The following is a 26,183-nucleotide window of genomic DNA, read 5'->3' as shown; positions in this document are numbered from 1 at the left end:
CTCCTACAAAAAGCAAGGCAGGCCTACGGCTTCTCGCCATACCAACGAGGCGTATACACCCACTCCCCCCCTTCGGCTTTAGGGAACACGCACGTAGTGGACGACCCCACCAACACCATGGTCCGCATATCCACCTGCTCCGGCGTCAGCTCGCCCAAGGTAATGACCCGCAGGGTCTGTCCCGGCCGCCCGATGTCCCGCCCCAGCACCACCGGCGTCTGTGGCGTGCGGTGCTGGCGCACGATCTCCAGGGCGCGCCCCAATTGCCACGGCCGCGAGCGCGAGATCGGGTTGTAGAACGCCAGGGCCAGATCGGCCTGGGAGGCCAGGTCCAGGCGTTTCTCGATAATGTCCCAGGGCTTGAGGTTGTCCGACAGCGACAGCACGCAGAAGTCATGCCCCAAAGGCGCACCCGCCTGCGCGGCGGTGGCCAGGGACGCGGAGACCCCGGGAAGGATCTCCAGCTCGACCCGATGCCAGCCGGGCTCGCTGGACTCATGCAGCGCTTCGAGCACCGCCGCGGCCATGGCAAAGACCCCCGGATCACCGGAAGACACCACCACCACCGAACGACCTTGCGCTGCCAGTTCGAAGGCATGCCGCGCTCGCTGCATTTCTTCGCGATTGTCGGTGCAGTGCATGACCTGGTCGGCACGAAACGGCCCGGCCATGCGCACATAGGTTTCGTAACCGAGGATATCGTTGGCCCGCGCCAGTTCGGCTTTCACCGCCGGCACCATCAGCTCGGCCGCGCCAGGCCCCAGGCCGATCACCGCCAGCCGGCCACGGGGGCGACCGATCCGTTGCGGGTCCAGCGGCTGGCTGGCCACGGCAATGGCGATGTCCTCGCCCACGCTGAGCGGCGGCAGCAATTGCGGCACGGCCTGCTGCGCCAGTTCGGCCACGCTGCTGGCCGCCGGGGCGAAACGCAGGGGTACGCCCAACTCGGCGGCGGCCTCGCGCAAGATCGGGCTGGCCATTTCAGTGTCAGCGGCGAGCAGGCAGGCGACGGATTGCACAGCAATTTTCTTCTGGCGCAAGGCATCGCGTAGCGCATCGGCGCCGGCGATGTTGCCGTTGCAGGCGATCAGCACGCTGCGTGGGTAGATCAGCAATTCGTTGGCAGTGGGCTCGCGCTCGGCCGAACCGACGCGGATCGTCAGCCGCGCCTGCCGGTGCTGCGGCAATTTGGCTTCGGCCAGCCAGGGCGCGGCGCCTTCGATGCGCACGCTTTCACCGCCCAGCAGGTCGGAGACGAAGCGCTTGCCCAGCTCCAGGTCGCCCAGGGCGTAACCGCTGGGCGGGTTGAGCAGGCAGGTGCCGAAACGCAGCTCGCCGCTGGTGGTGATGGCTGCTGCTACGCCCAGGCCGGCAGCGATTTCCCGGGCCATGACATTCACCCCGCCCAGGCCGCCAAGCAGCGGCACCACGGCGCTGCCGTCCTCGGCTACCGCGAGCACCGGCGGCTCGGCGCCCTTCTCCAGCAGCAAGGGCGCCAGGGTGCGGATCACAATGCCGGCGGCGCACAGGGCGATGATCGGCGTGTCCTGCTGATACAGCTGGCGCAGGGTCGCGCCGAATTCCCGGTACGAACGGTCGGCGCCCTCGACCCGCTCGGCCAAGCCATGGATCAGTGCGTCCGGATACAGTTGCTGCAACTTGCGGGCAGTCGCCAGGCTGCCTTGGCCCAGGATGACGATGACCGGCGCGGAACGGGCCATCAACCTTGCCACCTTTCGCCCGGGACGATGATCAGCGAGAAGTACGGCGAAGACATGGGGTCCACCTCATCCAGCGGCACGATCTTCTGGTTGGCCATGGTCGCCCGCTCTACGTACAGCGCGCGCTCGGCCAGGCCCAGTTCGGCGAGCACCTGGCGCACCTTGGGGAAGTTGCGCCCCAGCTTCATCACCACCGCCGCATCGGCATCGGCCAGGCGCCGCTTGAGCTCGTCATGGGGCAGCACGCCGGAGAGCACCGACAGGCTCTGGTTGCGATACACCAGCGGCGCACCCAGCACCGAGGCGCCACCGAGCATCGAGCACACCCCGGGCACCACTTCGGCCGGGTAGCGCTCGGCCAGGCGGTCGTGCAGGTACATGTAGGAGCCGTAGAAGAACGGGTCGCCCTCGCAGATCACCGCCACATCGCGGCCCGCGTTCAAATGCTCGGCCAATTGCTCGCTGGCAGCGTCGTAGAAGTCGCTGATCACTTGTTCGTAGGACAGCGGCGCCGGCAGCGCTTCGGTGGTCACCGGGTAGACCAGCGGCAGCAGTGTCTGCGCGTCTTGCAGGTGCGCTTCGATGATGCCGAACGCATTGCCCTTTTTACCTTTGGCCACGAAGTACGCCACCACCGGTGACTCGCGCAGCAGGCGCAGGGCCTTGAGGGTAATCAGTTCCGGGTCACCGGGGCCCACGCCGAGGCCGATCAGACGTCCAGGTTGCTGCATCATTCGATCTCCGTGGCCAGGGCGTTGACGGCGGCGGCGGCCATGGCGCTACCGCCCAGGCGACCTTGCATGATCACGAAAGGCACGCCGCGGCTGTCGGCGGCGAGCATCGCCTTGGATTCGGCCGCGCCGACGAAGCCCACCGGGAAACCAAGGATCAGCGCCGGTTTCGGCGCTCCGGCGTCGAGCATTTCCAGCAGGTAGAACAGCGCAGTCGGGGCGTTGCCGATCACCACCACGCTGCCTTCCAGGTACGGGCGCCACAGTTCCAGGGCCACCGCCGAGCGGGTGTTACCCAACTCCCGGGCCAGCTCCGGCACGCTCTCGTCGCGCAGGGTACAGATCACCTGGTTGTTCGCCGGCAGGCGGGCGCGGGTGATGCCCTCGGCCACCATGCGCGCATCGCAGAGGATCGGCGCACCAGCGGCCAGCGCCGCACGCCCGGCAGTGCCGGCGCCAGCGGAAAATTGCAGGCCGTCGACGGCCTCGACCATGCCGCAGGCATGGATCACCCGCACCGCGAGTTTTTCAAGGTCCGCGGGAATGCGCTCGAGCCGGGCCTCTTCGCGAATGATGGCGAAGGAGTTGCGATAGATCTCCTGACCGTCGCGGATGTAATCAATCATCGGTGTTGCTCCGTGGGCGGGCATCGAGCAAGGCGCCGGCCGCTTCTAGGGAAAGTTGGCGTGCGTGCAGCGTGCCGAAACCCGGCTGCGCGGCATCGCGAAAATAGAGGTCGTAGCGACCGGGGGCGACCGCCAGCAAGGTGGCCGGCGCCACATGGGCGGCGGCGCAGGAACGCGCGCAGCCGGACAGATGTACATCCACGCAGCGGCCCCGGCGCTGGAACAGCGCCGCCAGTTGCAGGGCATCGCCCTTGGTGTCGGCCAGGGCTTTGCCACAGCCGCTGGAACCGGTGCAGGCAATCAGATGGGCCAGGGCCTGCTGCGGCGCACAGAGCAGGCCCAGTGACTCCAGGCGCTGGATGACCGCTGGCGCATCTTCTGCCCGCAGGTTCGGCAGCAGCAGGCTCTGCCAGGGGGTCAGACGCAGGCTGCCGTCGCCCCACTGTTCGGCCAGCTCGGCTGCGCCGCGCAGCATGCCGGGATCGAGCCGCCCCAGGGGCGCGACGGCGCCGACATACACCCGGCCCGGTTCGCGCTGTGGATAACTGCCGATATGCAGCGGCTCGGCCGGCGCCGCGCGCGCCCATTCGTCAACCGCGCCCAGCGCTCCCGGCAGGCGGGCGGACAAACGCGCCAGCAGCTCATCCGCCGGGTGCTCGGCCAGCAATTGGCGCATACGCGTCTGTTCGGGTCGGGCCAGATCGAGAAACAGTTCCAGCACCGCCACCACCAGGGCATGCCCCTCTTCCCGGGCCACGCTGGCCAGAGGCAGATCCCCAGGGCAGCCGGCCAGGCCGAACGCCAGCCGGAGCTCGCCCGCGCTGTCGAAGGCCGAGAGCCACAGGTCATGGGGGTGTTCGAGCATGGCCAGGGCTTCGCCGCCGTCGAGCTGCACGGCAAACTTGGGCGACAGTTCATGAAAACGCGGGTGGCTCTGCAAGGTGGCGAGAATCTGCCCGGCCAGGGGGCGGGTATCGACGATCATCTGCCGGTCGATCCCGGCCGTGGGGCTAAGCATCAGGTTGCGCACGTCGTCACCGGCCGCGGTGGTCGGCCCCAGGCCCGCCGCCAGCAGCTCGGCGATCAGCGCCCGATGCTCGGCGCCGATCCCGCGGATCTGCAGGTTGGCGCGGTTGGTCGCCTCGATCACCCCACCGGCAAACCGCTCGGCCGCCCTGGCCACCGCGCGGGCCTGGGCCGCGCTGATCGCCCCGCCGGCCAGCTTGATCCGGCAGATACCGCCATCCAATGCCGGCACGATACGCAGCAACCCCGGACAAGCCGAGGGACGTAGGGCGGTGGACATCGGGCGTTCGTTCAAGGGGGCGGCCGGCTGTGTGGGAAAGGCGCTTCGCGGGCGAAGGCGCGGTATTATGCCTGCTTTGTCCGAAGGCATGAAAAGCCTGCCTGTCGGAAGAACAGTTTTGCGTTCGAGGAAGAGAGATGTCGCCCTGGCTGACGGTAGTGGGAATCGGTGAAGACGGCTTCAAGGGCCTGGGCAAGAACGCCCGGCGGGCCCTGCTGGGCGCTTCGCGGATCGTTGGCGGCCAGCGCCAGCTGGACCTGCTGCCGGTGTGCATCCGCGGCGAACGGCAGCTGTGGCCCAGCCCCTTTTCCCTGGAGCCGGTATTGGCCTTGCGCGGCGAGCCGGTGTGCGTGCTGGCCAGCGGCGACCCGATGTTGTTCGGTGTCGGCGCCAGCCTGGCGCGGCGGGTGCCCCAGGACGAAATGCAGGTCCTGCCCGCGCCCTCGTCCTACTCCCTGGCGGCGGCGCGCCTGGGCTGGCCGCTGCAAGAGGTGGTGACACTCTCGGTAGTCGCCCGCCCGGTGGCCGCCCTCGCGGCCCAGCTGTTCAGCGGCGTGCGCCTGCTGGTGCTGAGCAATGACGGCCTCAGCCCCGCGGCCATCGCCGCCTTGCTGCGCGAGCGCGGTTTCGGCCCGAGCCGCCTCAGCGTGCTGGAACACCTGGGCGGCGACGCCGAACGCCGCATCGACGGCACTGCCAGCGACTGGAGCGCCCCGGCCATCGCCGACCTCAACCTGGTGGCCATCGAATGCCTGGCCGAGCCCGGGACCCCACGCCTATCGCGCCTGGCCGGGCTGCCGGACGCGGCCTTCCAGCATGACGGCCAGCTGACCAAACGCGATGTGCGTGCCATCACCCTGGCCCGCCTGGCGCCGATTCCTGGCGAGCTGCTGTGGGATGTGGGTGCCGGCAGCGGCTCGATCGGCATCGAATGGATGCGCGCGCACCCCAGCTGCCGGGCCCTGGCCATCGAGGCCGACGCCGGGCGCCAGCAGTTGATCGAACACAACCGCGACGCCCTTGGCGTACCGGGCCTGCAACTGATCCGCGGCAGCGCGCCCCTGGCCCTGGACGGCCTGGAAGCGCCGGACGCGATCTTCATCGGCGGCGGCGTGACCCGCGAAGGCGTGCTCGACACCTGCTGGGCCCGGCTCAAGCCCGGCGGGCGGTTGGTGGCCAACGCCGTGACCCTGCAAAGCGAAACCACCCTGATGGCCTGGCGCGAACGGCATGGCGGCGAGCTGACCCGCATCCACATCGCCCAGGCCCAGCCGCTGGGGGGCTTCGACACCTGGCGCCAGGCGCTGCCCATTACCTTGCTCGATCTCGTCAAGCCGCTATGACTGCCCAGCCATCTCTCCTGCCAGTGGCGCGTTCCCATGCGTGAAGAAACCGCCGAGCAACCCGCTCCGCTGCGCAGCGGCCTGACCACCGGCAGCTGCGCCACCGCCACCAGCCTGGCGGCGGCGCGCCTGTTGCTGGGCGGCGCCAGCGCCGATGCAGTGGAGATCGTCCTGCCCAAGGGCAAGCAGGTGCGGATGCGCCTGGAGTTCTGCCGCCTCACCGACGGCGGCGCCGAGGCCGGCACCCTCAAGGACGCCGGCGACGACCCCGACGTGACTCACGGCGCCCTGCTCTATTCCCAGGTGCGCCTGAGCCCGGACAGCGGCATCCGCTTCTTCGCCGGCACCGGGGTGGGCACCGTGACCCGCCCGGGCCTGGTGCTGGGGGTCGGCGAGCCGGCGATCAATCCGGTGCCACGGCGGATGATCAGCGAACACCTCACGGCGCTGGCCCGGGAAAGGGGCTATCAGGGCGGCTTCGACGTCACGGTCAACGTCGAGGACGGCGAAGCCCTGGCGCTGAAGACCATGAACCCACGCCTGGGCATCCTCGGCGGCCTGTCGATCCTCGGCACCAGCGGCATCGTGCGGCCGTTTTCCTGCGCGGCCTACATCGCCTCGATCCACCAGGGCATCGATGTCGCCACGACCAACGGCTACCAGCACATCGCCGCCTGCACCGGCAACGCCAGCGAAGACACCATGCGCCGGGTCTACGGCCTGCCGGAAATTGCCCTGATCGAAATGGGCGACTTCGTCGGCGCGGTGCTCAAGCACCTGCGCAAGGTGCCGGTGGAAAAACTCAGCCTGTGCGGCGGCTTCGGCAAGATCAGCAAGCTCGCCGCCGGGCACATGGACCTGCACAGCCGCCACTCCAGCATCGATCTGCCGCAACTGGCCGAATGGGCCGCGGCGGTGGGCGCCGATCAGGCGCTGCAAAACGCTATCCGCGGCGCCAACACCAGCCAGCAGGCGCTGGCCATGGCCAGCGCCGCCGGGGTCGCCCTAGGCGACGCGGTGTGCCGGCACGCCCTGGATTTCGCTCGCAGCGTGGTGCCACGCGAGGTCCAGGTCGAAGTCTTCGCCATCGACCGCCAGGGCGGCGTCGTCGGCCATGCCGGAGCCTTTCGATGAAGCGCATCCTGCTGCTGGGCGGCGTGAGCGAAGCCCTGGCCATCGCCCGGACCCTGGGCCCGGAACATATCTACAGCCTGGCCGGCATCGGTCGCGTGCCCGATGACCTGGCCTGCCAGGTGCGGGTCGGCGGATACGGCGGCGCCGAGGGCCTGTCCCGGTTCATCCGGGAACAGGGCATCGAACTGCTGCTGGACGCCACCCATCCCTATGCCGCGCAGATCAGCCAGAACGCCGCCAGCGCCGCGCGCCTGGCGGGCATTCCCTGCTGGGCCCTGCGCCGGCCCGCCTGGCAGGCGCAGGCGGGCGACGACTGGCGCGAAGTCCGCGACTGGGCCGGGCTGGTCCAGGCGCTGAAGCCCTTCAAGCGCCCGCTGTTCACCCTGGGCCGTGAGCCCTTGCAGCATCTGCAGGAAATCCCCGACGAACAGTTCTGGACCCTGCGCGCCCTCGACTCGTATCCCGGCAACGAGCGCTGCGAAGTGATAGGCGCCCGCGGCCCCTTCCTGATCGACAGCGAGCGCGAACTGTTCGAGCGCCGCCGGATCGATGTGCTGATCAGCAAGAACAGCGGCAGTAGCGCCACCGAACCCAAGCTGGAAGTGGCGCGCGAGCGCGGGGTGCCGGTGCTGATCCTGCAACGGCCGCCGCTGCCGGCCGTCGATCGGGAGTTCCATGACGTGGACGCGCTGCTCCAGGCCCTTGCCTGACGCCGGGCACCGACGCACGCGCGGGCCGATACATCGGGTTACCAAATCTTCCGCCGAACGGTAAGGCTCGGCCCGGGCCGCCGTGCCACGGGGCCTTTGCGTATTGAAGACAGAGGAAACACTTGCGGCGTTGGCCCCGGACAGGGTTTGCGGCACGATCACAGGCCTATCCACAAAGTAACTTATTTGTTACCTTTTAGGCCGACGATGATCACAGTCGAGGAATACCAGCAAGAGAACCAGCGCAGCCCCTTCGGCCGCTGGTTCGCCACGCTGGATACCCAGGCAGCCGTCAAGGTTTCCACCGCGCTGCTACGCCTGGAAATGGGCAACACGTCCAATATCAAATGGTTCGACGGCCTGGGCGAATACCGCATCGATTGGGGGCCGGGCTACAGAATCTATCTGATCCGGGACGGCAAGCACCTGGTCATCCTGCTGGGTGGTGGCGACAAGTCCACCCAGCAGGCGGACATCCGCCAGGCGAAAAGACTGATCGTCGAATTCCATCACCGCAAGCGGGCCGAACTGAAAACGAGGTGACCCCATGGCACTGACCCGAAGCTTCAAGCACAGCATCGCCGAACGGGCCGAGCGCGACCCGGCGTTTTCCCAGGCGCTGCTGGACGAGGCTGCTACGCTGTTCCTCAACGGCGAACCGGAGATGTCGCGGATCATTCTGCGCGACCTGGTCAACGCCACCGTCGGCTTCGAAGCCCTGGCGCGGGAGACCGCCAGGCCGAGCAAGAGCCTGCACCGCATGCTGTCCGCCCACGGCAACCCGAGCATGGACAACCTGGCCGCGATCTTCGCCGCCATCCGCGTCCAGCTCGGCGTCGCCATCGAGGTCCGAGCGGTCCCGGCCCATTGAGCCAGGGCCAAGCCACAGCGCGCTGCGACACCACACCGCACGGCGGCTTTTTACTTATCCACAGCGATCAGGCTAAATACCTCCCTGTTCGCTCAACCTGACGGATCGTCACCATGTCCCGACAACGGCTCGCATTTGCCTGGATCGCCTGCTTCGCAGTGCTGTTCAACATGCTTGCCATGCCGCTTTCGGGAGCCCAGCAAGCCACTGACCGGGCGCCCGCCGAGCAACTGCTGTGGGGCAGTTTCTGCTCGTCCAGCGGCACCAGGCTGGTGGCGATATCCCTGGGCAAGCTGGAGCAGCAGGCCCCGCAGAACGACGATCATTCCAACATGCAGCACTGCTGGTGCTGTTCCGGCTCGGCGCCCCTGGTGGCGCTGCCGGGCCATATGCCGCAGCTGTATTTCGCCCGTTTCGAGTCCAACCGCAGCGTCGCGCCGCCGGTGCTGGCCCTGCCCACGCCGCGCCAGCAATGGCCGAGCCTCAATCCCCGAGCCTCACCTCTGGTCTGATTCCACCTCGCAGGTGAACTGCGTGTCGAATCGTTCTGGAGAACTGCCATGTTGAAATCCCTCCCGGCCCTGCAAGCCCTGCTGCTGGCCGCCCTGCTGTTGCCTACCGGTTTTGCCGCCGCCCACGAATACAAAGTGGGCGAGTTGCAGATTGCCCATCCCTGGTCGCAGGAGCTGCCGCCGAACGCCCCGACGGTGGCCGCCTATTTCGTCATTCACAACACCGGCAAGCAGGCCGATCGCCTGCTCGGGGTCGACTCGCCGATCTCCGCCAAGGCCGAGCTGCATGAGCACGTACAGCAGGGCGACCTGATGAAAATGCAGCAGGTGGCCAACGTGGCGATCGCCCCCGGCGCGACCGTCACCTTCGCGCCCATGGCCTATCACGTGATGCTGCTGGAGCTGAAGGACCGCAGCCTGCTCAGCGATGGCAAGCGCTTCCCGCTGACCCTGCACTTCGAGAAATCCGGCGACGTCACGGTCGATGTCGCGGTGCAGAAACAGGCGCCCGCGGGCACCCAGGAACACATGCACGCGCCATAAGCACCGGCCGTCACTCCCGTGAATTCCCTGCGCTCGCCCGGCAACCGGCGATCCCTGCGCACGCCCCTGAAAGTACGGCGCGGCAGCTGGATCAGCCTGTTCGCCATGCTGATGATCTTTATCGGTCCGCTGATTTCCCAGTCGATGCCGATGGATCGGGCCATGCCGATGAACATGTCCATGTCGATGGACATGCGCATGGACGAGCCCGGCTGCCACGGGGAAACCCCGCACGCACAGCCGTACGACAAAGCCCAGGGCGATCACCACGGGCTCTGGGAAAGATGCGGCTATTGCGGCCTGCTGTTCAACTGCCCGGCGCTGCCTGGCAGCCTGGCGTTCACGGCGCTGGACAGCGCGCCGTCCAGCCACTTCCTCACCCCTTCGCCGCGCCTGGGCCATGCCCGGCAAACGGTGTTCCCCGGCGCCCGCACCCGCGCGCCACCGATCATTGCGTAAGCCTCCTCCCAACTGCACTTCACCCGGCCGACTGTAGAAAAGACAGCCGCAGGCTGCTGGCCGTGTTGTTTACGAAATGATCGATGGAACCTTTATGTCCAGGTTTTCTGCTGACACTCGCCTGTGCTCTGCCCAGGCACCCGCTACCTTTGCCCTGAACCCACCCCGTGTGCGCTTCAACCACGCCATTGCCGTTCTCTGCGGCACCCTGCTTACACCGCTGGCCCTGGCGGCCGAACCGCCCATGGACCATAGCCAGCACGGCGAGGAACTGAGCCCGACGGTGATCACCGCCATCGCCCCCAGCTCGCCGCTGACCGTGGTCACCAACCCCAAGGACCCGCGCCAGCCCGTCCCGGCCAGCGACGGTGGCGACTACCTCAAGACCATCCCCGGCTTCGCCCTGGTACGCAACGGCGGCACCAATGGCGATCCGGTGCTGCGCGGCATGTTCGGCTCGCGCCTGAACATCCTCACCAACGGCGGCATGATGCTCGGCGCCTGCCCCGGCCGCATGGATGCGCCGACCTCCTACATCTCGCCGGAAACCTACGACCAGCTGACGGTGATCAAGGGCCCGCAAACCGTGCTCTGGGGCCCGGGCGCTTCGGCCGGGACCATTCTCTTCGACCGCGAGCCGGAGCACTTCGGCGAGCTGGGCACGCGGGTCAATGCCAGCCTCCTGGCCGGCTCCAACGGCCGCTTCGACAAGGTGGTGGATGCCGCCGCCGGCGGACCGCTGGGCTACGTGCGGGTGATCGGCAACCAGGCTCATTCCGACGACTACAAGGACGGCAACAACGACACCGTGCCGTCGCGCTACGAGAAGTGGAACGGCGACATCGCCCTGGGCTGGACTCCGGACGCCGACACCCTGCTGGAACTCACCGCCGGCAAGGGCGACGGCGAGGCGCGATACGCCGGGCGCGGCATGGACGGCTCGCAGTTCAAGCGTGAAAGCCTGGGGTTGCGCTTCGAGCGATCCAATCTCGGCGAGGTGCTGGATAAGGTCGAGGCGCAGGTCTACTACAACTACGCCGACCACGTGATGGACAACTACAGCCTGCGCACGCCATCGGGCACCGGAATGATGGCCGGCCCCATGGCCAGCAACGTCGACCGTCGCACGCTCGGCGCGCGGATCAAGGCCACCTGGCGCTGGGCCGATGTGCAACTGATCGGCGGCATCGATGCGCAGACCAACGAGCACCGCCAGCGCAGCGGCATGGGCATCGATACCTACAAGGAGCAGCCGCGCACCAAGGACGCCGACTTCCACAATTACGGTGCGTTCGGCGAGCTGACCTGGTACGCCGCCGACCGCGAGCGCTTGATCACCGGCGCCCGGGTCGACCGCGCCACGGCCAAGGATTACCGCCAGAGCATCGGCTCCGGGATGATGGCCCGGCCCAACCCGACCGCCGGCGATACCCGCGCCGATACCCTGCCCAGCGGTTTCGTCCGTTACGAGCACGACCTGGCCGACCTCCCCGCCACGGCCTACGTCGGCCTGGGCCATGCGCAGCGTTTCCCGGACTACTGGGAGCTGTTCTCGCCGAAGATGGGGCCGGCCGGATCGGTCAACGCCTTCGACTCGATCAAGCCGGAAAAGACCACCCAGCTCGACTTCGGCCTGCAATACAAGACCGCCGAACTGGAAGCCTGGGCCTCGGGCTACATCGGCCAGGTACGCGACTACATCCTGTTCAACTACCGCCCCGGCATGATGGGCATGACCTCCCAGGCCGAGAACATCGACGCCCGCATCATGGGCGGCGAACTCGGCGCAGCCTACAAGCTGACCGACAACTGGAAGGCCGATGCCACCCTGGCCTACGCCTGGGGCAAGAACAGCAGCGACGGCTCGCCGTTGCCGCAGATGCCGCCGCTGGACACGCGTTTCGGCCTGACCTACAGCCAGGACAAATGGAGTGCCGGTGCCCTGTGGCGGGTCGTGGCCGCGCAGAACCGCATCGACGAAAACAAGGGCAACGTGGTCGGCAAGGACTTCGGCAAGAGCGGCGGCTTCGGCGTGTTCTCGCTCAACGGCGCCTATCGGATCAACAAGAATCTGAAGGTCAGCAGCGGCGTCGACAACCTGTTCGGCAAGGCCTATGCCGAGCACCTGAACCTGGCCGGCAACGCCGGGTTCGGCTACCCGGCCAATGACCCGCAAGCCATCAACGAACCGGGACGCACGCTCTGGACCAAGGTGGACTTGAGCTTCTAAACGGCATCGCGAGCAAGCTCGCTCCTACAGAACCTTACCGGCCATGCAGGAGCGAGTTCGCTCGCGATCGAGGCGGCACAACCGCCGCGTACACCGACAAAAACAGATCCATTGCCCATGCGGAGCCTTTCCTGATGAGCCAACCCAAAGTGTCTTTCTACAACCTGGCCTGGCGCTGGCATTTCTATGCCGGGCTGTTCGTCGCGCCGTTCATGGTGATGCTGTCCCTGACCGGGATCATCTACCTGTTCAAGCCCCAGCTCGATCCGCTGATGTACGGCGGCCTGCTGCAAGTGCCGGCGGGGCACCACATCCTCAGTGCCGACGAGCAGCTCGAACGCGTCCGGGTCGCCTACCCGCAGGGCCAGGTCAAACAGTACCTGCCGCCCCTCGACGCCAGGCGCAGCGCGCAGTTCGTGGTGCAGAAGGATGGCCGCGAATTGAATGTGTTCGTCGACCCCTACCACGGCGACATCCTCGGCGAGCAGGACGCCAAGAACAATCTGCAGGCCATCGCCCGGGCCATTCACGGCGAGCTGATGATCGGCACCCTGGGCGACCGCCTGGTGGAGCTGGCGGCGGGCTGGGGCATCGTCCTGGTGGTGTCCGGCCTGTACCTGTGGTGGCCGCGCGGCAAGTCTGCGGCCGGCGTGCTGTGGCCGCGCTGGAGCAGCCGCGGCCGGGTGCTGTGGCGCGACCTGCACGCCGTGGTCGGCTTCTGGGGCGCAGCGTTCCTGCTGGTGATGCTGCTCAGCGGCATGACCTGGACCGGCTTCTGGGGCAAGCAATACGCCGAGCTGTGGAACCGCTTTCCGGCGGCGATGTGGAACGACGTGCCCCAGTCCGACCAGCAGGCCGGCGAGCTCAACAGCGCCAGCCGCCAGACCGTGCCCTGGGCCATGGAGAATACGCCCATGCCGATGTCCGGCGACCATGCCGAACACATGGCCCACGGCGCTGCGCACGAAGGTCCCGCGGCCCCGGCGATCAGCCTGCAGAACGTGCAGGACATCGCCACCCAGCGCCAGGTCGAGCCCGGCTACAGCATCACCTTGCCGACCACCGCCAGCGGCGTGTTCACCATCGCCGTGTTCGCCGACGACCCGCGCAACGACGCCACCCTGCATGTCGACCAGTACACCGGCAAGGTCCTGGCCGACGTGCGTTTCGAGCACTACAGCAATGTGGCCCGCGCCACCGAGATCGGGGTGATGCTGCACGAAGGCAAGATGTTCGGCCCGGTCAACCAGATCGTGGTGCTGCTGATCTGCCTGATGATCCTGCTGAGCGCCGTCAGCGGCCTGGTGATCTGGTGGAAGCGCCGGCCACAGGGACGCCTCGGTGTGCCGCCGCTGCGCCACGACCTGCCGAAATGGAAAACCGCGATGGCGATCATGCTCGCGCTGGCGGTGATTTTCCCGCTGGTCGGGGCTTCGCTGGTGGCGGTGTGGCTGCTGGACAAGGGGCTGCTGTCGCGCTGGAACCGCTCGGCTGAATCGGCTTCATCTTCATCATGAATCAGCCGAGATGCAGGATTCAGAGCCATCGGTAGACTGCTGTCGCTTCAATTTTGAACACGCATAATGTTACTTTATAACACTAACGTGTAAGATCCCTACCCGCAGCCGCCACGCTGCGGGTAACCCTATCGAAGAAGCGATCGCACCGCCCCGATGAAGAACAACTACCTTGCCTCCAGCCTCTGCCTGCTGGCCCTGAATCCCACCGTCCAGGCCGATGAAGCGCCCCTGACCCTGCCCGTGGGCACCATCAGCGCGCCCGCGATCGCGCTCGAGGAAATCGGCCTGCAAACCCCAACCACCGCCGGCTCGCGCCTGGGCCTGAGCGCCCTGCAAACCCCGGCCAGCACCGAGAGCCTGAGCGGCGAACGGATCCGCCAACGCGGCGACCGCAGCGTGCAGGACGCGGTGTCGCGCGGCACCGGCATCAGCCGCACCGGCACCCCGGGCGACGGCGGCACCTCGTTGCAGGCCCGCGGCTTCACCGGCCAGGGTTCGGTGATGCAGCTGTATGACGGCAATCGTATGTACAGCGGCATGGGCACCGTGACCTTCCCGGTGGATACCTGGTCGGTGGAGCGGGTGGACGTGCTGCGCGGCCCGGCCTCGGTGCTGTACGGCGAAGGCGCCACCGGTGCGGTGGTCAACGTGATTCCGAAGAAACCCTTCGCCGGCGAGATCGAAAACCACCTGCGCCTGGGCTACGGCTCCCATGACCGCCAGCAGCAGGCCCTCGACAGCGGTGGCTCGCTGAGCGACACCCTGAGTTACCGCCTGAACCTCAACCGCCTACGCAGCAATGGCTGGATCGACCGCGGCGACAGCGCCAGCGACTTCGTCAGCGCGGCCCTGCGCTGGCAGGCCACGGACGACCTGGCCTTCACCCTCGCCCACGACTACGGCGACCAGCAGCCGATGAACGATTTCGGTACGCCGCTGATCAATGGCCGTTTCCACGAGGGCCTGCGCAACAACAACTACAACATCGGCAACGACAAGCAGCACTACAACGATCAGTGGACCCGCCTGACCAGCGAATGGCAGCTTTCCGACAGCGTCAGCGCCAGCAACGAGTTGTATTACCTCAAGGCCCAGCGCCGCTGGCAGAACGCCGAAAACTATAGCTTCAGCCCAAGCAACCAGCAGTTGCTGCGCAGCGGCAACTTCGCGATCAAGCACCAGCAGGAACAGCTCGGCGACCGCCAGACCCTGACCTTCAAGCACAGCCTGTTCGGCCTCGACAGCCAGACCGTGACCGGCATCGACTACAACCGCATCCGCTTCCAGCTCAACAGCAACTCGCCGTTCAACGACCGGCTGCCAGACGGCGAGCCGCTGGACCTGCACCATCCCAATCCGGGCCGTTTCGACAGCGCCTCGGCCTATCGCGCGCAGTTCCAGAGCACCACCCGGCAAATGTCGGCCTTCGCCGAAAACCGCACCCAGCTCAGCGAGCGCTGGTCGCTGGTGACCGGTGCGCGCCGCGACTACGTGCACGTGGACCGCGACAACCTGGTAGACGGCAGCCAGAGCGACAAGACCCTGACCGGCAACAACTGGAAGGTCGGCCTGGTGTTCGCCCTGACTCCGGACACCTCTTTCTACGGCCAGTACGCCACCAGCACCGACGGCGTCGGCGGCCTGATTTCCCTGAGCCCGAGCCAGCAGCAATACGACCTGGCCACGGCCCGGCAGAGCGAGATCGGCCTCAAGCAGCTGTTCTGGGACCAGCGCGGCGAATGGACGCTGGCCGCCTACCACATCGTCAAGAAGAAGCTGTTGACCGACGATCCCGGCAATCCCACGCTCAAGCAGCAGGTTGGCCAGCAATCGTCCGACGGCCTGGAGGCCAGCCTCGAGCTGCAACTGCCGCACGCCTGGCAACTGCAGGCCAACGCCGCCATCGTTCGGGCCCGGTACGACGATTTCGACGAGCAGGTCGGCAATCAATTCGTCTCGCGCAGCGGCAACCGGCCGGTGGATGTACCGCGCCGCACCGCCAACCTGTGGCTGAACAAGGCCGTGACCGATAAGCTGCGGGCCGGCGCCGGGCTGCGTTATGTGGACGCTCGCTATGCCGACCTGGCCAACCGCAATGAGCTGCCCGGCTACACCGTGGTCGACGCCGTGTTGTCATGGCAGGCCTTGCGCAATACCACCTTCGGTTTGCAGCTGAACAATCTGTTCGACCGGCAGTACGCGCAAAGCCAATACAATGAGGGCCAGCAATGGATCCTCGGCGAACCGCGCTCGTTTTTCGTGACCGCCGATTATCAGTTCTGAACCCACGGCCCTATCGCGGGCAAGTCGGATCGCCGCCCGCTCGCTCCTACAGGTCCGCCGTCGCTTTTGTAGGAGCGAGGCTTGCCCGCGATAACGCCCGTAGCAACACCCCCTATATCAAGAGTGAACGCATGACCTCGCTGAACCTCGCCAACCTGACCTGGACGCCCCAGGGCCAGGGCCACTGTCATCACCAGTTCCAACTGCGTGAGGCCAGCCTGCGGGTGGCGCCGGGCGAGTTCGTCGGCCTGATCGGCCCCAACGGCAGCGGCAAGACCAGCCTGCTGCGTTGCAGCTATCGCTTCAGCCGACCGGAACAGGGCGAGGTCCTGCTCGATCACGCCAACGTGTGGCAACAGACGCCGCGCTGGTGCGCCCAGCGCATCGCGGTGGTGTTGCAGGAGTTTCCCGAAGCCTTCGGCCTGACCGTCGCAGAAGTGGTCGCCATGGGCCGCACACCGCACAAGGGCCTGTTCGACGGCGACACCGCGCAGGACCGCGAGATCGCCCGCCAGGCCCTGGAATCGGTGGGCCTGCTGGGCTTCGAGGCGCATGCCTTCGCGACGCTGTCCGGCGGCGAAAAGCAGCGGGTGATCCTGGCCCGCGCCCTGGCCCAGCAACCGCAACTGCTGATCCTCGACGAACCGACCAACCACCTCGACCCGCGCTACCAGCTGGAGCTGCTGCAACGGGTCAAGCGCCTGGGCATCGGCACCCTCGCCAGCATCCACGACCTGAACCTCGCCGCGGCCTTCTGCGACCGCCTGTACGTGCTCGATCACGGGCGCATCGTCGCCAGCGGCACGCCGGCCGAAGTCCTGACCCGCGAGCTGCTGCACCGGGTGTTCGGTGTCGAGGCGCTGGTCGACGAACACCCGCTGTCCGGCTACCCACGAATCACCTGGATAACCCAACCATGACCCCGCGCGTCTCACTCCACCGCCTGCTTCGCTCCGGCCTGCTGCTTGCCCTGTCGCTGACCGTCGCCCCGGCCTTCGCCGAAGCCACCCGCTACCCGCTGACCGTCCACAGCTGCAACCGCGAGGTGACCTTCAAGGAAGCGCCGAAGCACGCCCTGAGCCACGACATCAACATGACCCAGATGATGCTCGCCCTCGGCCTCAAATCGCGCATGGTCGGCTACAGCGGCATCAGCGGCTGGAAAGCGGTGACGCCCGAGATGCGCAACATCCTCGACGGCCTGCCGGAGCTGGCGGCCAAGTACCCGTCGGTGGAGACCCTGCTCGACGCCAACGTCGACTTCTTCTTCGCCGGCTGGGACTACGGCATGCGCGTCGGCGGCGACCTCACCCCGCAAACCCTGACGCCGCTGGGCATCAACGTGCTGGAGCTGACCGAGTCCTGCGCCTTCGTGATGAAGCGCCCGCCGGCGACCCTCGACGACACCTACAACGACCTGCGCAACCTGGGCAAGATCTTCGACGTGCAAGACCGCGCCAACCAGTTGATCGCCGACATGCAGCAGCAGGTCGCGGCGATCCGGCAGGGCCTGCCCACGGAAAAACCGCGGGTGTTCCTCTATGACAGCGGCGAGGACCGCGCCATGACCTCCGGCCGCCTGGGCATGCCGCAGGCGCTGATCGACGCCGCCGGCGGACGCAACATCCTCGATGACATCGACGCCAGCTGGACCCGGGTCAACTGGGAAACCGTGGTCGAACGCAATCCGCAGGTGATCGTGATCGTCGACTACAGCGAAATCAGCGCCGAGCAGAAACAGCAGTTCCTGCTGGACAACCCGGCGCTGCAATCGGTGGACGCGATCAGGAACCAGCGCTTTATCGTGATCCCCTACGTGCAGGCCACGCCGGGCATCGACAACGTCGAGGCGGTGGAAACCCTGGCCAAGGGTTTCCACGGCGCATGATCGATCGTCGTTATGCCGGCTTGCTCATCGTCCTCGGCGCCCTGCTGCTGGCCTCCTGCGTGCTGTCCCTGGGCTTCGGCTCGGCGCGGGTGCCGGTGGACGTGGTGTGGCGCATCCTGCTGCACAAGACCCTGGGCCTGGGCGAAGTGGACTGGAGCACCGGCCAGGAACACATCGTCTGGCTGATCCGCGTGCCACGCATGTTGCTCGGCGCCCTGGTCGGCGCCGGGCTGGCGCTGATCGGCGCGGTGCTGCAAGCGGTGACGCGCAACCCGCTGGCCGATCCGCACCTGCTCGGCGTGACGTCCGGCGCCACCCTGGGCGCGGTGATCGTGGTGCTGCATGTGGGGGAAATCGTCGGCCTGCTGACCCTGCCCATCGCCGCCTTCATCGGCGCCCTGGCGAGCATGCTGCTGGTGCTCGGCATCGCCGCGCGCCATGGCCGGCTCGACAGCGACCGCCTGCTGCTGTGCGGGGTGGCGGTGTCGTTCGTGATGATGGCGGTGGCCAACCTGCTGCTGTTCATGGGCGACCACCGCGCCAGTTCGGCGGTGATGTTCTGGATGCTCGGCGGGCTGGGCCTGGCGCGCTGGGAACTGCTTGCGGTGCCAGCGGCCAGCGTGCTGCTGGGGCTGGGCCTGCTGCTGGGCATGGCGCGGCCGTTGAACGCGCTGATGGCCGGCGAACAGACCGCCGTGACCCTGGGCCTGAGTGCCCGCAACGTGCGCCTGCGGGTGTTCCTGATCGCCTCGCTGATGACCGGGGTGCTGGTGTCCATCAGTGGCTCCATCGGCTTTGTCGGGCTGATGGTGCCGCACATCGCCCGGCGCCTGGTCGGCGCCGAGCATCGTCGGCTGCTGCCCGTTTGTGTGCTGCTGGGCAGCCTGTTCCTGGTCTGGGTGGATGTCGCCGCCCGCACCCTGATCGCCCCCGAAGACCTGCCCATAGGCGTGGCCACCGCGGCCATCGGCGGCCTGTTCTTCATCGGCCTGATGCGCCGCCGCTAAGGGCCGTTGTAGGAGCGAGGCTTGCCCGCGATGGCGGCGCATTAGGTACACCGCTATCGCGGGCAAGTCGGATCGCCGCCCGCTCGCTCCTACAAAAAACGCGCACGGCCCCATCAGCACCAACGAAGCGCATTCGCCCGCACCAAAGACTCCCCCCGGCCCCGCAATGGTGCGCCGGCTTTCTCCCCCACCGCGCTAAAAGCGACATTTCCCTGCCTCGCGCCGACTCGGCACACCCCTTGCAAAACAGCCCTTCAGTAGTCCGCATCTGCCCATCAGAAAACTCATAAGTTCATGGAGATCGCACAATGAAGCGTCGCAGCTTGATCAAGGCTTTCACACTCACCGCAAGCATTGCGGCGATGGGCATGACCTGGACGGTCCAGGCCGCCGAGACCATCAAGGTCGGTATCCTGCACTCGCTGTCGGGGACCATGGCGATCTCCGAAACCTCGCTCAAGGACATGGCGCTGATGACCATCGATGAGATCAATGCCAAGGGCGGGGTCAACGGTAAAAAGCTCGAAGCGGTGGTGGTCGACCCGGCCTCCAACTGGCCGCTGTTCGCCGAGAAAGGCCGGCAGCTGCTGACCCAGGACAAGGTCGCCGTGGTGTTCGGCTGCTGGACCTCGGTGTCGCGCAAGTCGGTGCTGCCGGTGTTCGAGGAGCTCAACGGCCTGCTGTTCTACCCGGTGCAGTACGAAGGCGAAGAGATGTCGCCGAACGTGTTCTACACCGGCGCGGCGCCGAACCAGCAGGCGATCCCGGCGGTGGAATACCTGATGAGCGAAGACGGTGGCAGCGCCAAGCGCTTCTTCCTGCTGGGCACCGACTACGTCTACCCGCGCACCACCAACAAGATCCTACGCTCGTTCCTGCATTCCAAGGGCGTGGCCGACAAGGACATCGAAGAGGTCTACACGCCGTTCGGCCACAGCGACTACCAGACCATCGTCGCCAACATCAAGAAGTTCGCCGCCGGCGGCAAGACCGCGGTCATCTCCACGGTCAACGGCGACTCCAACGTGCCGTTCTACAAGGAGCTGGCCAACCAGGGCCTGAAAGCCACCGAGGTGCCGGTGGTGGCCTTCTCGGTGGGCGAGGAAGAACTGCGCGGCATCGACACCAAGCCGCTGGTGGGCAACCTCGCGGCCTGGAACTACTTCGAGTCCGTGGAGAACCCGGTGAACCAGAAGTTCGTCGCCGACTGGAAAGCCTACGCCAAGGCCAAGAACCTGCCGGGTGCCGACAAGGCCGTGACCAACGACCCGATGGAAGCCACCTATGTCGGCATCCATATGTGGGCCCAGGCAGTGGAGAAGGCCAAGTCCACCGACGTCGACAAGGTCCGCGAGGCACTCGCCGGGCAGACCTTCGCCGCGCCGTCGGGCTACACCCTGACCATGGACAAGACCAACCATCACCTGCACAAGCCGGTGATGATCGGCGAGATCCAGCCCGACGGGCAGTTCAACGTGGTCTGGCAGACCGAGGGGCCGATCCGCGCCCAGCCGTGGAGCCCGTTCATCCCGGGTAACGACAAGAAGCCGGACTACGCGGTGAAGAGCAACTGACCGCCGCCCCCTTTTTGTAGGAGCGAGGCTTGCCCGCGATAGCGGTGGGTCAGGAATACCGCTATCGCGGGCAAGCTCCGCTCCTACAGGGTTCTCTGTCGTATTCAAGGACGTGACCATGTCGCTTTATCGTCTGCTTATGGCCTGCCTCCTGCTGTTGCCGCTCGCCGCCCACGCCGGCGATGCCGAAGACTTCGTTGCCGGCAATTCCGGCGAGCAGGCCCGGCTCCTGGAAGCCTGGGCCGCACAGCCCGACCCGGCGCGCATCGAACTGCTCGGCGCCTTGCAGCAAGGCCAACTGAACATCGCCGGGGAAACCAAGCCCCTGCGCCTGAACAACCGCCTGCGCGGCCTGATCGACAATGCCCTGGCCAGCCACCAACTGCTCGCCGCCGATCCCGGCGTCCGCCTGGCCGCCGCCCGGCAATTGCAGAAGAGCGCCCGGCCGGCGCAGCTTAAATTCCTCGACGGCGCCCTGGCCGCCGAACGCGACCCAGGCGTGCACGACGCCCTGGGCCTGGCCCTGGCCAACCTGCAACTGGTGGACAGCGACCCGGCCGTGCGCCTGGCCGCCGTGCGCCTGCTGGGCGAGACCGGCGACCCGCTGGCGCGCACCCGCCTCGAAAGCCTGCTCGCCCCCGGCGTCGAAGCCGATGCCGGGGTGCGTACCGCCGCCGAAACCAGCCTGGCCCAGGTCAAGCGCAAGCTGCTGGTGGGCGAAGTGCTCGGCCAGGCGTTCAGCGGCCTCTCCCTGGGTTCGATCCTGCTGCTGGCGGCCCTCGGCCTGGCGATCACCTTCGGCCTGCTCGGGGTGATCAACATGGCCCACGGCGAGATGCTGATGCTCGGCGCCTACGCCACCTACATGGTGCAGTGGCTGTTCCAGCGCTATGCGCCGCAGGCCATCGAGTTCTACCCGCTGCTCGCGCTGCCAGTGGCGTTCTTCGTCACCGCCGGCATCGGCATGGCCCTGGAGCGCACGGTGATCCGTCACCTCTACGGCCGGCCACTGGAAACCCTGCTGGCCACCTGGGGCATCAGCCTGATGCTGATCCAGCTGGTACGCCTGGTCTTCGGCGCGCAGAACGTCGAGGTGGCGAACCCGGCCTGGCTGTCGGGCGGGGTCCAGGTGCTGCCCAACCTGGTGCTGCCCTACAACCGCATCGTGATCATCGCCTTCGCGCTGTTCGTGGTGGTGCTGACCTGGCTGCTGCTGAACAAGACCCGCCTGGGCCTGAACGTGCGCGCCGTTACCCAGAACCGCAACATGGCCGCCTGCTGCGGCGTGCCCACCGGCCGGGTGGACATGCTCGCCTTCGGCCTTGGCTCCGGCATCGCCGGCCTCGGCGGCGTGGCCCTGAGCCAGATCGGCAACGTCGGCCCGGACCTGGGCCAGAGCTACATCATCGACTCGTTCCTGGTGGTGGTGCTCGGCGGCGTCGGCCAACTGGCCGGCAGTGTGTTCGCCGCCTTCGGCCTGGGGGTCGCCAACAAGATTCTCGAACCGCAGATCGGCGCCGTGCTCGGCAAGATCCTGATCCTGGCGCTGATCATTCTGTTTATTCAGAAACGTCCGCAAGGCCTCTTCGCACTGAAAGGACGGGTGATCGACTGATGAACCAGCCCCTCTTAGTCACAGCCACCCAAAAGGCTGGCCCGAAACTCACGATGGCCCTCGGCGCCGCGGTGCTTGCGCTGTTGATTGCCCTGCCGCTGCTGTCGCTGCTGCCGGCGGACAGCGCGCTGCACATCTCGGCCTACACCCTGACCCTGGTGGGCAAGATCCTCTGCTACGCCATAGTCGCCCTGGCCCTGGACCTGGTCTGGGGCTACGCCGGGCTGCTGTCCCTGGGCCACGGGCTGTTCTTCGCCCTCGGCGGCTACGCCATGGGCATGTACCTGATGCGCCAGGCGGCGGGCGACGCCCTGCCGGCGTTCATGACCTTCCTGTCGTGGAGCGAACTGCCCTGGTACTGGGCCGGCACCGACAGTTTCCTCTGGGCGCTGTGCCTGGTGGTGCTGGCGCCGGGAGTGCTGGCGCTGGTGTTCGGCTTCTTCGCCTTTCGTTCGCGGATCAAGGGCGTGTATTTCTCGATCATGACCCAGGCCCTGACCTTCGCCGGCATGCTGCTGTTCTTTCGCAACGAGACCGGCTTTGGCGGCAACAACGGCTTCACCAACTTCCGCAGCATCCTCGGCTTCGGCATCACCGAGCCGGGCACCCGCGCGGTGCTGTTCCTGGCCACCGTGCTGTTGCTGGTGGCCAGCCTGTACATCGGCTGGCGCCTGGCCCGGAGCAAGTTCGGCCGGGTGCTGACCGCCCTGCGCGACGCCGAGAACCGCCTGATGTTCTGCGGCTACGACCCGCGCGGCTTCAAGCTGTTCGTCTGGGTGCTGAGCGCGGTGCTGTGCGGCCTCGCCGGCGCCTTGTACGTGCCGCAGGTGGGCATCATCAACCCCAGCGAGATGTCGCCGACCAACTCCATCGAGGCCGCCGTGTGGGTCGCCCTGGGCGGTCGCGGCACGCTGGTTGGGCCGCTGCTCGGCGCCGGGCTGGTCAACGGCATGAAGAGCTGGTTCACCGTGGCCTTCCCGGAATACTGGCTGTTCTTCCTCGGCGCGCTGTTCATCGGCGTGACCCTGTACCTGCCCAAGGGCGTGATCGGCTTGCTGAAGAAAAGGGGCGAATCATGAGAATCACACCGACGGCGGACTTCATGCTCGAACCCATCCTCGACAGCAATAAAGATGCCGGCAGCGGCCGCGACGCCATCGGCCTCGGCCAGGCGGCGGGCCAGGGCCTGAACACCCGCCACGGCACCATCCTGACCCTGGAAGACATCAGCGTCAGCTTCGACGGTTTCAAGGCGCTCAACGACCTGAACCTCTACATCGGCGTCGGTGAGCTGCGCTGCATCATCGGCCCCAACGGCGCGGGCAAGACCACCCTGATGGACGTGATCACCGGCAAGACCCGCCCCACCCAGGGCAAGGCCTGGTTCGGCGAGACCCTGGACCTGACGCAGATGAGCGAGGTGCGCATCGCCCAGGCCGGGATCGGCCGCAAGTTCCAGAAGCCCACGGTGTTCGAGGCCCTGAGCGTGTTCGAGAACCTGGAGCTGGCGCAGAACACCGACAAGTCGGTGTGGGCCAGCCTGCGGGCGAAACTTTCCGGGGAGCAGAAAGACCGGATCGACGAAGTGCTGGAGACCATTCGCCTGACGTCCTCGGCGCAACGCCCGGCCGGCCTGCTGTCCCACGGCCAGAAACAGTTCCTGGAGATCGGCATGCTGCTGATGCAGGACCCGCAACTGCTGCTACTCGACGAACCGGTGGCGGGCATGACCGACGCCGAGACCGAGTTCACCGCCGAGCTGTTCAAAAGCCTGGCCGGCAAGCATTCGCTGATGGTGGTGGAACACGACATGGGCTTCGTCGGCGCGATCGCCGACCACGTGACCGTGCTGCACCAGGGCAGCGTGCTGGCCGAAGGGTCGCTGGAACAGGTGCAGGAAAACCCACGGGTGATCGAGGTCTACCTCGGCCGCTGATGGCTATCTGTAGGAGCGAGGCTTGCCCGCGATGGACGTTAACGATGACGCGTGCTGCCTGAATGAACGCATCGCTTTCAGGTTCTTCGCGGGCAAGGACTGGGCGTCCCCCCATGCTCCTGCAGTTTGTTTAAAGGAAACCGGACATGCTGCAAGTCGACAAGCTGCACCAGTACTACGGCGGTAGCCACATCCTGCGGGGCCTGAGCTTCGAGGCGAAGGTCGGCGAAGTCACCTGCCTGCTCGGGCGCAACGGGGTGGGCAAGACCACCCTGCTCAAATGCCTGATGGGCCTGCTGCCCGCCAGGGAAGGCGCGGTGACCTGGGAAGGCCAGGCCATCACCGGCTACAAACCGCACCAGCGGGTGCACGCCGGCATCGCCTACGTGCCCCAGGGCCGGGAGATCTTCGCCCGCCTGACCGTGGAGGAGAACCTGCTGATGGGGCTTTCGCGGTTTCCCGCCAAAGAAGCCAGGGAGGTCCCGGCCTTCATCTACGAGCTGTTCCCGGTGCTGCTGCAAATGAAACAGCGGCGCGGCGGCGACCTGTCCGGCGGCCAGCAGCAACAGCTGGCCATCGGCCGGGCCCTGGCCAGCCGGCCGCGGCTGCTGATCCTCGACGAACCCACCGAGGGCATCCAGCCGTCGGTGATCAAGGAAATCGGCGCGGTGATCAAGCAACTCGCGGCGCGCGGCGACATGGCCATCCTGCTGGTGGAACAGTTCTACGATTTTGCCGCCGAACTGGCCGACCGCTACCTGGTGATGTCCCGTGGCGAAATCGTCCAGCAGGGCCAGGGCCAGCACATGGAAGCAGAAGGTGTACGCGGCCTGGTAGCCATCTAGGTTAGGATCTAGCCCGAAGTGTCCGGACTGTAAGCACGAATCATGAACCTGCCCGCTTCCACCGCCCTGTTCACGCCCAGCTGGCACGCCGAGCTGGAACTCGGCTATGCCCGCTACGGCGACAGCACGCGCCCGGTCCTGCGCCGGCACCAGGGCCCGCTGCGGGTGCAGAAGCACCTGTACGCCGAAGGCCCCGAGGTCTGCCAGCACATCATTGTCCATCCGCCCGGCGGTATCGCCGGCGGCGACCGCCTGCAGATCCGCGCCAGCGTCGACCGCGATGCCTGGGCGCAACTGACCAGCCCCGGCGCGGCCAAGTGGTATCGCGCCACCGGGCCCGCCTATCAGACCCTGGAATTGACTATCGCCACCGGTGCCACACTGGAATGGCTGCCCCAGGAAACCATTGTGTTCAGCGCCGCCCAGGCCGAGCTGAGCACCCGCATCGAGCTGCAAGGCGACGCCCGGCTGTTCTACTGGGACGTGGTGGCGCTGGGCCGGCCCGCCAGCGACGAGCGGTTCGAGCAGGGGCATTTCCATTCGCGCCTGGACATCCGCCGCGACGGCCAGTTGCTCTGGCACGAACGCCAGCGTCTTGTCGGCGGCGACGGCCTGCTCGACTCGCCGATCGGCCTGGACGGCCAGCCGGTGTTCGCCACCTTGCTGGCCAGCGGCGAAATCGACGCCGAGCTGCTGGAACGCTGCCGCTCGCTGGGCCACGCCGTGCGCGGCGACCTGACGCAACTGCCGGGCCTGCTGGTGGCCCGTTGCCTGGCCAGCGAAACGCTGCTGGCCCGGGCCTGGCTGATCGACCTGTGGCGCCTGCTGCGCCCCGCCCTGCTGGGGCGCGAGGCACTGCCACCGAGGATCTGGAACACATGAACACCGATATTTGTAGGAGCGAGGCTTGCCCGCGATGAACGATAACGCGGTATGCCTGCAACGCTGCGGTGCCTGGATCGCGGGCAAGCCTCGCTCCTACCCATGTTTTTTCAAATTGCCAACAACGGATTTCGAACGATGGACCTGACCCCACGCGAAAAAGACAAGCTGCTGATCTTCACCGCCGGCCTGGTGGCCGAGCGCCGCCTGGCCCGTGGCGTGAAGCTCAACTACCCGGAAGCCATCGCCTATATTTCCGCGGCGCTGCTCGAAGGCGCCCGCGACGGCCAGACCGTGGCCGAGCTGATGCACTACGGCACCACCCTGCTCACCCGCGAGCAAGTGATGGAGGGCATCCCGGAGATGATCCCGGATATCCAGGTGGAAGCGACCTTCCCGGACGGCACCAAGCTGGTCACCGTCCATCAACCGATCGCCTGAGCCCAC

General features: G+C 66.9%; 25 protein-coding genes. 21 read left to right on the top strand and 4 right to left on the bottom strand.

From position 1 onward, the window contains the following. Positions 1-23: 23 nt before the first annotated feature. From cobJ to cobG, 4 genes are read right to left on the bottom strand one after another with little or no spacing between them, the layout of a single operon-like run. The gene (gene cobJ / locus TO66_RS03140) at positions 24-1,721 is read right to left on the bottom strand and encodes a precorrin-3B C(17)-methyltransferase (RefSeq protein WP_044460956.1); all 1,698 of its coding nucleotides are present in this window, start codon (positions 1,719-1,721) and stop codon (positions 24-26) included. Further along, the gene (locus TO66_RS03135) at positions 1,721-2,452 is read right to left on the bottom strand and encodes a precorrin-2 C(20)-methyltransferase (protein ID WP_044460955.1); all 732 of its coding nucleotides are present in this window, start codon (positions 2,450-2,452) and stop codon (positions 1,721-1,723) included. Before TO66_RS03135 ends, cobJ begins: the two co-directional genes overlap by 1 nt. Then, on the bottom strand, positions 2,452-3,078 hold the full coding sequence (locus tag TO66_RS03130) for a precorrin-8X methylmutase (protein WP_044460954.1): 627 nt from the start codon (positions 3,076-3,078) through the stop codon (positions 2,452-2,454). Before TO66_RS03130 ends, TO66_RS03135 begins: the two co-directional genes overlap by 1 nt. Continuing rightward, a complete protein-coding gene (gene cobG / locus TO66_RS03125) occupies positions 3,071-4,384 on the bottom strand; it encodes a precorrin-3B synthase (RefSeq protein WP_044460953.1) in 1,314 nt (437 codons plus the stop codon). Before cobG ends, TO66_RS03130 begins: the two co-directional genes overlap by 8 nt. 137 nt (positions 4,385-4,521) lie before the next feature. Here cobG and TO66_RS03120 point away from each other — a divergent pair, with 137 nt between their 5' ends. The 21 genes from TO66_RS03120 to ureA all read left to right on the top strand — a co-directional run bounded on the left by TO66_RS03120 (position 4,522) and on the right by ureA (position 26,177). Then, positions 4,522-5,727 (top strand): bifunctional cobalt-precorrin-7 (C(5))-methyltransferase/cobalt-precorrin-6B (C(15))-methyltransferase, encoded by a 1,206-nt coding sequence (locus tag TO66_RS03120; RefSeq protein ID WP_044460952.1) that lies wholly within the window; start codon positions 4,522-4,524, stop codon positions 5,725-5,727. Between the two features lie 36 nt (positions 5,728-5,763). Then, entirely contained in the window at positions 5,764-6,861 is a 1,098-nt protein-coding gene (locus tag TO66_RS03115) for a cobalt-precorrin-5B (C(1))-methyltransferase (protein ID WP_044460951.1), read from the top strand. Beyond that, positions 6,858-7,571, top strand: a complete 714-nt coding sequence (locus tag TO66_RS03110) for a cobalt-precorrin-6A reductase (protein ID WP_044460950.1) — start codon at positions 6,858-6,860, stop codon at positions 7,569-7,571. Before TO66_RS03115 ends, TO66_RS03110 begins: the two co-directional genes overlap by 4 nt. A gap of 207 nt (positions 7,572-7,778) precedes the next feature. Beyond that, positions 7,779-8,114 (top strand): type II toxin-antitoxin system RelE/ParE family toxin, encoded by a 336-nt coding sequence (locus TO66_RS03105; RefSeq protein WP_044460949.1) that lies wholly within the window; start codon positions 7,779-7,781, stop codon positions 8,112-8,114. A 4-nt stretch (positions 8,115-8,118) separates the two neighbouring features. Then, on the top strand, positions 8,119-8,442 hold the full coding sequence (locus TO66_RS03100; RefSeq protein ID WP_044460948.1) for a DNA-binding protein: 324 nt from the start codon (positions 8,119-8,121) through the stop codon (positions 8,440-8,442). A gap of 113 nt (positions 8,443-8,555) precedes the next feature. Next, positions 8,556-8,954 carry a DUF2946 domain-containing protein gene (locus TO66_RS03095; protein ID WP_044460947.1) on the top strand — a complete coding sequence of 133 codons (399 nt, stop codon included), beginning with the start codon at positions 8,556-8,558 and terminating at the stop codon, positions 8,952-8,954. Positions 8,955-9,002: 48 nt separating this feature from the next. Next, positions 9,003-9,497 (top strand): copper chaperone PCu(A)C, encoded by a 495-nt coding sequence (locus TO66_RS03090; protein WP_044460946.1) that lies wholly within the window; start codon positions 9,003-9,005, stop codon positions 9,495-9,497. A gap of 105 nt (positions 9,498-9,602) precedes the next feature. After that, positions 9,603-9,956, top strand: coding sequence for a DUF2946 domain-containing protein (locus tag TO66_RS03085; protein WP_044465929.1), 354 nt, complete (start codon positions 9,603-9,605; stop codon positions 9,954-9,956). Between the two features lie 94 nt (positions 9,957-10,050). Further along, positions 10,051-12,186, top strand: coding sequence for a TonB-dependent copper receptor (locus TO66_RS03080; RefSeq protein WP_044460945.1), 2,136 nt, complete (start codon positions 10,051-10,053; stop codon positions 12,184-12,186). A gap of 134 nt (positions 12,187-12,320) precedes the next feature. Further along, complete coding sequence (locus TO66_RS03075) at positions 12,321-13,703, top strand: PepSY domain-containing protein (protein ID WP_044460944.1); 1,383 nt, start codon at positions 12,321-12,323, stop codon at positions 13,701-13,703. 156 nt (positions 13,704-13,859) lie between these two features. Beyond that, the gene (locus TO66_RS03070) at positions 13,860-15,989 is read left to right on the top strand and encodes a TonB-dependent siderophore receptor (RefSeq protein ID WP_044460943.1); all 2,130 of its coding nucleotides are present in this window, start codon (positions 13,860-13,862) and stop codon (positions 15,987-15,989) included. A gap of 131 nt (positions 15,990-16,120) precedes the next feature. Further along, on the top strand, positions 16,121-16,909 hold the full coding sequence (locus tag TO66_RS03065; protein WP_044460942.1) for an ABC transporter ATP-binding protein: 789 nt from the start codon (positions 16,121-16,123) through the stop codon (positions 16,907-16,909). Then, positions 16,906-17,877 carry an ABC transporter substrate-binding protein gene (locus TO66_RS03060; protein WP_044460941.1) on the top strand — a complete coding sequence of 324 codons (972 nt, stop codon included), beginning with the start codon at positions 16,906-16,908 and terminating at the stop codon, positions 17,875-17,877. The genes TO66_RS03065 and TO66_RS03060 overlap by 4 nt, the downstream gene beginning before the upstream one ends. Beyond that, positions 17,874-18,884 (top strand): iron ABC transporter permease, encoded by a 1,011-nt coding sequence (locus tag TO66_RS03055; protein ID WP_044460940.1) that lies wholly within the window; start codon positions 17,874-17,876, stop codon positions 18,882-18,884. The genes TO66_RS03060 and TO66_RS03055 overlap by 4 nt, the downstream gene beginning before the upstream one ends. Positions 18,885-19,192: 308 nt before the next feature. Further along, positions 19,193-20,458, top strand: coding sequence for an urea ABC transporter substrate-binding protein (gene urtA, locus TO66_RS03050; protein WP_044460939.1), 1,266 nt, complete (start codon positions 19,193-19,195; stop codon positions 20,456-20,458). 112 nt (positions 20,459-20,570) lie between these two features. After that, a complete protein-coding gene (gene urtB, locus TO66_RS03045; protein WP_156162034.1) occupies positions 20,571-22,073 on the top strand; it encodes an urea ABC transporter permease subunit UrtB in 1,503 nt (500 codons plus the stop codon). Beyond that, positions 22,073-23,152, top strand: a complete 1,080-nt coding sequence (urtC, locus tag TO66_RS03040; RefSeq protein WP_044460937.1) for an urea ABC transporter permease subunit UrtC — start codon at positions 22,073-22,075, stop codon at positions 23,150-23,152. The genes urtB and urtC overlap by 1 nt, the downstream gene beginning before the upstream one ends. Beyond that, on the top strand, positions 23,149-24,009 hold the full coding sequence (urtD, locus tag TO66_RS03035) for an urea ABC transporter ATP-binding protein UrtD (protein WP_044460936.1): 861 nt from the start codon (positions 23,149-23,151) through the stop codon (positions 24,007-24,009). Before urtC ends, urtD begins: the two co-directional genes overlap by 4 nt. Before the next feature lie 146 nt (positions 24,010-24,155). Further along, entirely contained in the window at positions 24,156-24,854 is a 699-nt protein-coding gene (gene urtE, locus TO66_RS03030) for an urea ABC transporter ATP-binding subunit UrtE (RefSeq protein WP_044460935.1), read from the top strand. 42 nt (positions 24,855-24,896) lie between these two features. Continuing rightward, positions 24,897-25,736: an urease accessory protein UreD gene (locus tag TO66_RS03025; RefSeq protein WP_044460934.1), complete on the top strand. Its 840-nt coding sequence runs from the start codon at positions 24,897-24,899 to the stop codon at positions 25,734-25,736. Positions 25,737-25,874: 138 nt separating this feature from the next. After that, positions 25,875-26,177, top strand: a complete 303-nt coding sequence (gene ureA, locus TO66_RS03020) for an urease subunit gamma (RefSeq protein WP_044460933.1) — start codon at positions 25,875-25,877, stop codon at positions 26,175-26,177. The last annotated feature ends 6 nt before the right edge of the window (positions 26,178-26,183 follow it).

Origin of the sequence: Pseudomonas sp. MRSN 12121, assembly GCF_000931465.1 — a bacterium.
Lineage (GTDB): Bacteria > Pseudomonadota > Gammaproteobacteria > Pseudomonadales > Pseudomonadaceae > Aquipseudomonas.
Note: the sequence above shows the minus strand (reverse complement) of the source record. Positions and strands in the feature narration are given on the sequence as shown.